The sequence below is a fragment of the Tatumella sp. JGM118 genome (genome assembly GCF_018257515.1).
Lineage (GTDB): Bacteria > Pseudomonadota > Gammaproteobacteria > Enterobacterales > Enterobacteriaceae > Tatumella > Tatumella terrea.
In genome coordinates, this window is the sequence record NZ_JAERJR010000021.1 from 38202 (window position 1) to 48556 (window position 10355).

Sequence of the window (10355 nt, forward strand, 5' to 3'; positions counted from 1 at the left end):
TTTTACAGCGAAAACAGGAAAAAGCGAGCCATTGGCTCGCTTTTTTTTACGCCGGATTTCCGCTCTTACGGCTAACACCCGTCCGGAGTTGTGTGCTAAATACAGTAAATCTTCTTATAAAAAAGTACTCATCTGCGGAACAGATCTTATGCACACTCTTCCCGAGCCCTCTGACCCCGGTCTCCCTCCTGCACAGGGGCTAAAACGCCATCCGGTCTGGACCCGTGACGCTATTCAGCAGAGTGCCCACCCGGCGGCTCACGGGGATCTTCTGGCGGAAGAAGTGCCGGTGGCTCTGGTGTATAACGGCATTTCTCATGTGGTGATGATGGCAACCCCCCTCGATCTGCAGGCATTCGCGCTGGGTTTTTCCCTGTCGGAAGGCATTATCTCCGCCCCCGCCGAGATCTACGGTATGGACGTTGTCCCGGTGTGCGGTGGCATTGAAGTACAGATTGAATTGTCTGCCCGCCGCTTTATGGCGCTGAAAGAACAGCGCAGGGCGATGGCCGGGCGGACAGGATGCGGGGTCTGCGGTGTGGAACAGTTACAGCATATCGGCAAACCGGTTCCGCCTTTACCGTTTACGCAGCGCTTTGATTTACAGGCCCTGGACCGGGGACTGGCGCAGTTGTCCGCATTTCAGCCGATCGGTCAGCAGACGGGGTGTACTCATGTGGCGGCCTGGATGACAGAAGATGGCTCGCTGCAACAGGGCTGTGAAGATATCGGGCGACATGTGGCACTGGATAAACTGCTGGGTTATCGCAGCCAGCAGTCGTGGCATCACGGTGCGGTCATTGTTTCCAGCCGGGCCAGTTATGAGATGGTACAGAAAACGGCGATGTGTGGTGCAGAACTGCTGTTTGCTGTCTCTGCGGCTACAACACTGGCCGTTGAGGTGGCCGAACGCTGCGGACTGACACTGGTCGGATTCAGTAAGCCGGGACGGGCCACCGTGTACACCCATCCGCAGCGGTTGTACTAAGCGCAAATCACCTGTTGCAGTGTGCGGGTGAGATCCGGCCATGCTGAGCTGACGGCGGCTGCCGGGTCAGAGATTAACAGATGGACCTCTTGCGGACGGGCATAACAATAGCGACTAGTGGTGCCCAGTTTACTATGGTCGGCCAGCAGGATCAGTTGTCTTGCCTGTCGGGTCATTGCGGTGGCAATGGCCGCTTCCGCCGGGGAAAAGCTGCTGGCTCCGTTCACGGCATCCACACCGACCGGTGACAGCAGTGCCACATCGGCCTGATAACGGTGGATCTCATTGACCGTGTGCCCGCCCCGGGTCTGTTGCGTTCCGGCAGACATTGTCCCGCCCAGTAAGATCACCTCATGATCCAGCTGATTTTCATTTTCTGTGGCCGTCAGTGCCAGCGCCGCCTGCAGACTGTTGGTAATAATGGTCAGGCCTGACATGGTCCTGAGTTCCTGAGCCAGCATGGTGGTGGTACTGCCGGAGTCCAGAAACAGAGTTTGCCCGGCATGTAGCTGCTGTACCGCACAGCGGGCAATACTGCGTTTTTCTTTTTCCCGGGCAGCGTAGCGAAGCGTCAGCGGCGCTTCGGCCGGCGCATCAATGGCGACAATACCGCCATGCACTCTGCGGGCGATGCCTTGTTCTTCCAGCGCGATAATATCCCGCCGGGCGGTTTCACGGGAAACTCCCAGTTCTTTTATGATGCGCTCAGTACTGACCTGATGATGGGTACTGATTAATGAACGAATTCGGTGTAATCGCGTTTCCTGCAACATAAAAAATCCTCAATAAAACCGGGGGCGGATAATACCAGTTGTTCCAGTGTAGCGCAGCCTGCACACTTTTGGTGTGTATTTTATTGCGTTTGTGTATTTTGTTGCATTTTTCTGAAAATCAGCCATGATGGGGTTATTGAGATTTCATTCATTCGTATTCCCGCTGATTATTGTGACAGGAGTTTTTATGGCCACTCGTTCCACCATCATGGATACCAACAGCTTCCGTGCAGAACATGCTGCCGGGCTTGATGCCGATACCCGCAGCCTGACAGAGAAGCGGAGTAAAGTCCTCGGTGACTCTTACCGCTTGTTCTACCGTAAACCGGTACATCTGGTGCGCGGGGAAGGGCAATATTTGTGGGATGCGAACGGTGATAAATATCTGGATGTCTATAACAATGTCGCCAGTATCGGGCATTGTCATCCGGCAGTGATTGATGCCGTGACCCGGCAGATGAAAATGCTGAATACCCATACACGCTATCTGCATGAAACTATTCTGGATTACAGTGAAGCCTTACTGGCGACCGCGCCTGCAGAAATTAACAAAGCCATGTACATGTGTACCGGCTCTGAAGCCAATGACCTGGCCATCCGCGTAGCGCGTTCATTTAGTGGCGGCACCGGTATTATCGTGACCAAAGAAGCCTACCACGGTACCAGTGACCTGACGTCAGGTGCCTCACCGGCGCTGGGGAGCGGACAACCACTGGCCGCGACCACACGGCTGGTCTCGCCGCCGGATGATTACCGTGTCGATGCGCCGGATTTAGGGGCCTGGTTTGCCGCCGAAATTCAGCGTCAGATCGATGACATGGCGGCGCACGGTATCAAATTTGCCGGTTTCCTGGCCGATTCTATCTTCTCCTCGGATGGCGTATTACCTAACCCGCGTGGATTTTTACAACAGGCGGTGGATGTCGTACATCGTAACGGCGGTATCTTTATTGCGGATGAGGTTCAGCCTGGCTTCGCCAGAACCGGTGACAGTTTCTGGGGCTTCGGTCGTCATGATGTGGTGCCGGATATCATCACGACCGGTAAACCGATGGGGAACGGTATTCCGGTCTCCGGTTTACTGGCCAGGAGTGAAGTGCTGGCGACGTTCAGTGATGATATTCCTTACTTTAATACCTTCGGAGGAAATCCGGTGGCGATGGCCGCAGCACAGGCTGTGTTGCAGGTGATTGAGGAAGAAAAGTTACAGGAACATAGTCGTGTCGTCGGGGCACAGTTGCTGGCTGAATTGCGTAAGCTAATGGACAGACACGAATGCATCGGCGATATTCGTGGTGCCGGGTTATTTATCGGTTTTGAACTGGTGAAAGACCGCGAAAGTAAAACTCCGGATAAAGCACTGGCACTGAATCTGATCGAACAGTTACGTGAACACCGTGTGCTGACCTCGGTCGCCGGACCGTACGGGAATGTGCTGAAACTGCGTCCGCCGTTGGCTTTCCAGGTGGCTGACATTGACTGGCTGGTAGGTGCGCTGGACAAATCACTGACCGCTCTGGGGCACTGAAATCCGTGATTGTTATCAAAAACTGCTGAAATCGTCAGGTTTCGGCAGTTTTTTTTGCACTGAAAACAATCCGTTACTTGCGGGTGAGGCGTGATTCTCCTTTTCCCGATCAATTATTTAACTATAATGGAAGCCAGTGCTTATGCAGTGCATCCTCCCGGGTGTGCTGTCCTTACATTAGAATGGAGAGGTTGAACATGAGTTATTCACTGCCATCCCTGCCTTACGCTTATGATGCGCTTGAGCCGCATTTCGATAAGGAAACGATGGAAATCCATCACACTAAACATCACCAGGCTTACGTCAACAACGCCAATGCAGCGCTGGAAGGCACCGAATTTGCCTCACTGCCGGTTGAAGAACTGATCACTCAACTGGACAAGGTGCCGGCAGATAAGAAAACCGCACTGCGTAACAATGCCGGCGGCCACGCTAACCATAGCCTGTTCTGGAAAGGTCTGAAAACCGGAACGACTCTGCAGGGCGAACTGAAAGCGGCCATCGAGAAAGATTTCGGTAGCGTTGAAAACTTCCAGGCTGAATTTGAGAAAGCCGCAGCGACCCGTTTTGGTTCCGGCTGGGCATGGCTGGTAAAACAGGGTGATAAGCTGGCGGTCGTCTCTACTGCGAACCAGGATAGCCCGCTGATGGGTGAAGCGGTTTCCGGCACTTCCGGTTTCCCAATCCTGGGTCTGGATGTCTGGGAGCACGCTTATTACCTGAAGTTCCAGAATAAACGCCCTGACTACATCAAAGCGTTCTGGAACGTGGTTAACTGGGACGAGGCTGCGGCCCGTTTTGCTTCTGCAAAATAATCCTGTTAATGAGTGATGGCCGCATCAGCGGCCCGCTATCTGCCGGCAGTCTTCACTGCCGGTAGTTTTTGCTGATTTCAGCCCGCAAGTTAAACCGCTTCTCAACACATTCTTCATTTCTGCCATTCTCGCCGATCGTCTTCCGGTCGATTGCAACATCGTTGAGCCTCTGTCAGCTAGTCTTCCGCGGAGATTTCTGAACTTCAGGCACCCCTATGTCAATCCTCGTTACCGAATCACTAAAAAAATCGAATGTTTCATTACTCTGGTCGGTAATTAACGGCAAATACCAACCGGACCGGGCATGGAGAAGCCAATCCTTCTGCCTGAAGTTTTTGCTGCGCTGCGGTTGTTATCCCGTTGTCAGTTATCGTTATCTGCGTGCCCTGACCGGCTTTGACAGTTTCCCTGAGTTACTGGAACGTCAGGGACTGCTGCCGGCAAAGATCCACCGTCCTTATCTGCAGGCGGGTCTGGATGTCCGGCACCGCGCGGCCGCGATCGTGAGTCACTATGAATTATTGTGTTCTCTGGAAAACCCCTGCCTGCAAAACTTCCTGCTGCAACGAACAGCCCGCCCGTTACTTGAATGGACGACGGATAAGGGTCACCACTTTATGCTGAACTGTGGTCCCGCACAGTTTGACCGCGAAGGTGAGGTGATGCTCTGTCTGCACTATCAGCAGCAGATCGTAGCGATGGTCACTTTTTCACTGATCTCCCACGGGGAACATCCGGTACTCTTTATCGGCGGATTACAGGGACCGCCGGGGGAAGGTGCGGCAGAACGGGTTCGCCAGGCGACCCGGGATGCCTGCGGTATCTTCCCTAAACGTTTACTGATCGAGGCTGTTTCACTGCTGGCCGCTGCCTGTGGTGTATCCGCGATTATGGCCGTCAGCGAACATAGCCATGTATTCCGAAGCCTGCGTTATCGCCGCAGCAAGCAGGATAAATTTTTTTCCAGCTACAGCAGTTTCTGGGAAAGTCTGGGAGGAGTGCGGGAGAGTGGGGGGCTCTACACGTTACCCATGAAGGTGATACGCAAGCCACTGGAGGAGGTTGCCAGTAAGAAAAGGGCAGAATACCGGCGTCGCTATCAGTTGCTGGAGGCACTTGAACAGCAATTTATGGACGCGCTGGGAATTACCGCCCCTCTTTGATGAGTGGCAGTGGCCGGTCAGAACGCGCTTTTGGCAAAGCCGGTCACTTCTGTCAGACCCATCTCACGACCCAGAGCCGTCATCGGATGGACAATGACAATACCACGGACTGATTTCTTCAGAGCCCCCAGATTCGCCTGTTCTTTTTTAGTAATGGCGCGGCTGAAGGTGAGTTTCTGTAGCTTCTGTGCTTCAGAACTGAGCTTTTTCACGCGAACGTTACGCAAACGGGCGATTTCTTCTTCCAGTTTTTGTTTTTCTTTCTGGAGTTCTCCCAGTTTCTCCATATCACCCGCTTCGAGTAATGGCTGGGATTTGTGATTCACGGCATCCAGCTGATCGCTCAGACGCTTAATCTCGGCTTTTTCAGGTTCTTTCATCATTGACTCCTTCTGTACAGCGGGCAAGGATACACGAAAATATCTGATGACAGTAATGATATGCAGGATTCTGCGAATATTCTTTATCCGGGTAAATATCGCCGTGTGCGATAAGGATGACCCCGGCCGCCGGGTGCTTTCGGGGCGATATTGCCGGCCGCGAAAGGCTCTCCTGATACGGCCGTTTCCGCCGCAGATAAACCTGTGCGGCCTTGCGCCAGAGCAAACAGAGCACCTGACCACGACGGTCTGACTGAGAGTCTAACGGTGATAAACGGAGAGAGTCCTGACTCACAGCCAAACCGGACTGAAAGTGGTGGTCTGGTCACGATATGCGGACGGAAGGGGATGCCTGGCCGGCCTCCGTCGGTCCTCCGGGCGAATCCGATAGTGCATCGCGGGCAGGATGTTGAAACGGGAGGACAGAACGTCCGGGATATCAGACGCCAGAAGTCAGTTTCGCCACTTCTGACGTCCGGCAGAATTACTGATTATTGCTGAGAAGAGGTTGCAGCTGGTTCAGTACCGGAGCCGCCCCGGTGATTTGGCTCATCAGCGCATTATACTGCTTCACCTGATCCTGAGACGAAAACTGAACACTGTTACCGGCAAAACTGACGTTGTTGTTCTGTGCCTGCAGGAAGTCTCCGGTGTTCACCACCGTCTGAGCCAGCGTCTGTAATTGTGGCAGCAGAGGCAGGACGTTTTCCGCCGGCTGAGTAACGACTTTGGCATAGGCCGCATCGTAAACTTTCTGCAGATCGGCGGGTAATTTCATCGATGTCCGGCTACTGTCGGCCAGATTTCGGGCATTCTGCACCTGCTGGGTGACGACATTTAATGCCCCCGCCGCCTGACGTAACGTATCCCGGTGTGACTGATAATCTGCCGGAACACGGATAGCCGAGAGCTCATCGGTGACCGGACGGATACCGTCATTAATCGCCCTGTTCAGTTGCTGTGAAAAACCGTAAAGAATGGCGTAATCACCGGCAAAATTTCCGAAACTTTTCTTCTGACTCTCACTCAGGGTAGGTAGCTGAGTGCCACTACGCATCACCGTATTTTGCAGAAAATTACTAAAGGCCTGGCGGGATTCGGCTTCTTTATCACCGCAACCACTGAGCTGAAAAACCATAAGCAATGTTGTAAGCAGTAATCCGGCCTGCTTAGTAACACGGAAAATACCTGACGTCATAAGGAACAGACTCCTGTTATTCGACAGCTTGTATATTTACAAGCAGAGAGATCCACAAGGATAGTGCAAAGCAGCACTCCCGCCAACGGAGAAGATCGCAGAAAAAGCATGCTATCTGCTTTTTCTTTATCTTCGCTCTTCCTGCTCAGACAGTGTCCCTGGTGCCCGGGCGGAAAGGTATTGACTGGCACGGTGACGAAACCACCGGGCGGGCACATTGAAAGGGGGAGCACTCAGCCGGAGGATCGCCTGCCGTATCTGTTGATCAGCCTGCTGCCACAGTAAGGGGTCACCGTGACGGAGTAACCTGAGTTGTAGCTGTTTTTCAACCAGATAGACCGGTGCAAACTCAGGATCATTATCCACGATATCCCGGGTGTTATCGATGATATCTGCAATTTTGATGGTCTGTGCCCGGGGAGAGGCTTTGGCGGTATGTTGCAGATACGATTGGGTACGCTGCACCCTGTCCGGCGATCGGCAAGGCGGGTTCGTCAGCATATCGACCAGCAGCGCGACTTCGTGACCGAACAGCTGTTGTAACTGGTGACGCGTGGTCGGTGTATCTTCCAGTGTGTCATGTAACCATGCTGCGGCCAGCATGGTTTCATCCGCCCGCACAGTACGGACCAGGTCAGCCACCGCGCCCGGATGAACAATATAGGGGGCATTGGTGTATTTGCGTCGTTGTTTTGCCTGAGCGTGGGCATGACAGGCAAATCTCTTTGCTTTTTCTTCCAATGAATAGGGCATAGTTCACCTGTAAATCATCATACTCTTACTGACTATAGAATGCCCGGGAAGGCCTCTGCAAGCGCAGCTGACAGGTTTAAACGTTAAATAAGCTAATTAATTAAATTTTCTATTATTTTCAGGAAAATTCTGCCTGTGACTGTATATTATAAAATATGTCGAACTCCTGGCGCGATCAGCACTCTGAGGGAGGTAAGCAATTTTATAGTGATTGAGGTCGGGTTTTTTAAATGAATAAAATCAAAGAATTGAGCCAGGGGCAGTTATCTCTGATCCTGGCAGTTTATATCGGTCTTTTTCTGAACTGGTCAGTTTTTGCCCGAAGATTTCAGGGATTAACAGAAAATTTTAAATTTCTGACCGGTATTTCCGCAGTGACAGAGGTGGTTGCTGCGGTACTGGTTTGCGTGGTGATTTTTCGCCTGTTATCGCTGGGCGGGAAAGTGTTTTTCAGGGTGAGTGCCTCGCTGATCGTCCTGGTCTCGGTGGCTTCAGCCTATTATATGATGGTCTTTAACGTCGTTATCGGCTACGGCATCGTCGCCTCCGTCCTGACCACGGACACCGATCTCTCAAAAGAGGTCGTCGGTTACTATTTCTATTTCTGGCTGATTGCCGGCAGTCTGCTCCCGTTGTTTCTGATTTGGTACAGCCGGCTGGCCGGGTGCCTGAGCGCACAACTGGCGCAGCGCGGGCAACGCCTGCAACCGGTGATGTGTTTACTGGTCTGTATTGCCCTGGTGTGGCTACCCCTCCGGTATCTGGACAAACAATATAAAAACCGTGAACACATCACTAACATCGACTTACCCAGTTATGGCGGGATGGTGGCTCACTCTTATTTGCCTGTGAACTGGCTGACTGCCAGCGGTTTGTTTGGCTGGTCAAAACTCGATGAGCAGATGACCGGCAAAAAACTCTTTGACCCGGCCCGTAAATTTACTTACGTACCGCCGGCGGGTCTGGACGATACGTATGTCGTGTTTGTGATTGGTGAAACGACCCGCTGGGATCATATGGGGATCCTCGGGTATTCGCGCGACACCACGCCTTTATTGTCGAAAGAGAAGAACCTCGTTGCTTTCCGTGGGGAGTCATGCGATACCGCGACCAAGCTCTCTTTACGTTGTATGTTTGTCCGTGAAGGTGGCGCGGAAAATGATGCCGGCAGAACGCTGAAAGAGCAGAATGTGTTTGCTGTACTGAAGGAGTTGGGCTTCAGTTCCGATTTATATGCCATGCAGAGTGAGGTCTGGTTTTACGGACTGACCAATGTTGACACGATGGCGTTTCGTGAGCAGATAGGGTCAGAACCGCAGAATAACGGGAAGCCGGTCGACGATATGTTACTGATCCCGAAACTGCGGCAGTCGCTGGACCGTCATCCGCGAGGTAAGCATCTGGTGATCCTTCATACCAAAGGGTCGCATTACCTCTATTCTCAACGGTATCCACGGAGTTTTGCCCGGTTTACGCCGGAATGTATCGGGGTTGATGATTTCTGTTCCAAAGATCAGCTGATTAACGCTTATGATAACTCTGTGCTGTACGTCGATTACATGCTGGATAATGTACTGGACCAGTTACGGGACAAAAAAGCGATAGTCTTTTACGCGGCCGATCACGGGGAATCTATCAGCAGTAATACTCATTTCCATGGGACGCCACGTGAAATGGCACCTCCGGAACAATTTCGCGTCCCTCTGCTGGTGTGGGCATCCGATAAATATCTGGCCGATGAAGCTAACCGGCAACGTTTTGCTCAACTGCAACAGCAGGCAAAAGACGGGGTTATTCACCGGCATACGGAGTTATATGATTCGATACTAGGTTGCCTGGGGTACACCTCCCCCGACGGTGGTATTAACGCGAAGAATAACTGGTGTCAGATGCCTGCCGGTGCAGGGCAGGCCAGATAAAGGGGAACCGGTCATTTTACCGGCCGGACGGTTGCTTTTTAGTCAAACGCATGGCCGGTAACGAAAAAGCGGTTGACGATGACCGGGGCCAGCAGTAATATTCGCCCCCATCGGCGAGTAGCGCAGCTTGGTAGCGCAACTGGTTTGGGACCAGTGGGTCGGAGGTTCGAATCCTCTCTCGCCGACCATATTCGAAGAAACCCGCTCCGGCGGGTTTTTTTACGCCTGTAGTTAACAGGATGAGAACCTCCGAAGGAGGTTTGAGCCGAGCGAAGCGAGACAACGTTGCGTAGCAACGGCCCGAAGGGGAATCATCCTCTCTCGCCGACCATATTCGAAGAAACCCGCTCCGGCGGGTTTTTTTACGCCTGTAGAAAGTTTAAGACCCGGGTCTTAATACCTCCGTCTGACACAGATCCTCGTTCTTTCCTCATTTATTACTCCGGGCTGACTGCCAGTCATCCTGCGCTGTTGATAGCGCTCTGAAACCTGCTATCCGGGCACCTGTATTTGTGTTTACTCTTTTGAAAAAAAACATAATCCGCTTTACCAGGGATGTTTGCACCATTTGTCGGGCGACATCGCACTGCTGAGCGAACGGAATATTTCCTGTCTGAAATAAAAAACAACAGCCAGACTCCTTACCCACAAACCTGAGAAAAAATCCTCCGGTTTGCTCCGTGCTACCAACCCGGTGACTTACCGCGACATCGCACCGCTGAGCGAATGAATGCGTCCAGGACGAGCCGCAGGGACGCGGCGAGAGGTCATGCTGAGCAGGAGCGAATCATGACCGGTCCGTCAAGGACAAATGAGTGAGTGAAGGTACCGCGCAGCG

General features: G+C 52.6%; 9 protein-coding genes, 1 tRNA gene and 1 other RNA gene. 7 read left to right on the plus strand and 4 right to left on the minus strand.

What is annotated here, in order from left to right; translation table 11 throughout:
- The first annotated feature begins 148 nt into the window (after nt 1-148).
- A complete protein-coding gene (gene fdhD, locus JK223_RS14690; RefSeq protein ID WP_212714911.1) occupies nt 149-988 on the plus strand; it encodes a formate dehydrogenase accessory sulfurtransferase FdhD in 840 nt (279 codons plus the stop codon).
- On the opposite strand, the gene JK223_RS14695 is transcribed toward fdhD, so the two are convergent.
- A complete protein-coding gene (locus JK223_RS14695; protein ID WP_212714912.1) occupies nt 985-1761 on the minus strand; it encodes a DeoR/GlpR family DNA-binding transcription regulator in 777 nt (258 codons plus the stop codon). The genes fdhD and JK223_RS14695 overlap by 4 nt on opposite strands.
- A 187-nt stretch (nt 1762-1948) precedes the next feature.
- Here JK223_RS14695 and JK223_RS14700 point away from each other — a divergent pair, with 187 nt between their 5' ends.
- The 3 genes from JK223_RS14700 to JK223_RS14710 all read left to right on the plus strand — a co-directional run bounded on the left by JK223_RS14700 (nt 1949) and on the right by JK223_RS14710 (nt 5267).
- On the plus strand, nt 1949-3289 hold the full coding sequence (locus tag JK223_RS14700) for an aspartate aminotransferase family protein (RefSeq protein WP_212714913.1): 1341 nt from the start codon (nt 1949-1951) through the stop codon (nt 3287-3289).
- A gap of 197 nt (nt 3290-3486) precedes the next feature.
- Nucleotides 3487-4104, plus strand: a complete 618-nt coding sequence (gene sodA, locus JK223_RS14705) for a superoxide dismutase [Mn] (protein WP_212714914.1) — start codon at nt 3487-3489, stop codon at nt 4102-4104.
- A gap of 215 nt (nt 4105-4319) precedes the next feature.
- Nucleotides 4320-5267, plus strand: coding sequence for a VirK/YbjX family protein (locus JK223_RS14710; protein WP_212714915.1), 948 nt, complete (start codon nt 4320-4322; stop codon nt 5265-5267).
- 17 nt (nt 5268-5284) lie between these two features.
- On the opposite strand, the gene JK223_RS14715 is transcribed toward JK223_RS14710, so the two are convergent.
- The 3 genes from JK223_RS14715 to JK223_RS14725 form a co-directional block, all read right to left on the minus strand.
- A complete protein-coding gene (locus JK223_RS14715; RefSeq protein ID WP_025904135.1) occupies nt 5285-5647 on the minus strand; it encodes a YibL family ribosome-associated protein in 363 nt (120 codons plus the stop codon).
- A gap of 484 nt (nt 5648-6131) precedes the next feature.
- Nucleotides 6132-6845, minus strand: a complete 714-nt coding sequence (locus JK223_RS14720) for a DUF3053 domain-containing protein (RefSeq protein WP_212714916.1) — start codon at nt 6843-6845, stop codon at nt 6132-6134.
- Nucleotides 6846-6971: 126 nt separating this feature from the next.
- Nucleotides 6972-7598 carry an HD domain-containing protein gene (locus JK223_RS14725; RefSeq protein ID WP_212714917.1) on the minus strand — a complete coding sequence of 209 codons (627 nt, stop codon included), beginning with the start codon at nt 7596-7598 and terminating at the stop codon, nt 6972-6974.
- A 230-nt stretch (nt 7599-7828) separates the two neighbouring features.
- On the opposite strand from JK223_RS14725, the gene eptB reads away from it, so the two are divergent.
- The 3 genes from eptB (at nt 7829) to JK223_RS14740 (ending at nt 9848) form a co-directional block, all read left to right on the plus strand.
- Nucleotides 7829-9517 carry a kdo(2)-lipid A phosphoethanolamine 7''-transferase gene (eptB, locus tag JK223_RS14730; protein WP_212714918.1) on the plus strand — a complete coding sequence of 563 codons (1689 nt, stop codon included), beginning with the start codon at nt 7829-7831 and terminating at the stop codon, nt 9515-9517.
- A 111-nt stretch (nt 9518-9628) separates the two neighbouring features.
- Nucleotides 9629-9705: transfer RNA gene (locus JK223_RS14735), tRNA-Pro, on the plus strand.
- A 30-nt stretch (nt 9706-9735) separates the two neighbouring features.
- A non-coding RNA gene (locus JK223_RS14740) (RtT sRNA) lies at nt 9736-9848 on the plus strand.
- The last annotated feature ends 507 nt before the right edge of the window (nt 9849-10355 follow it).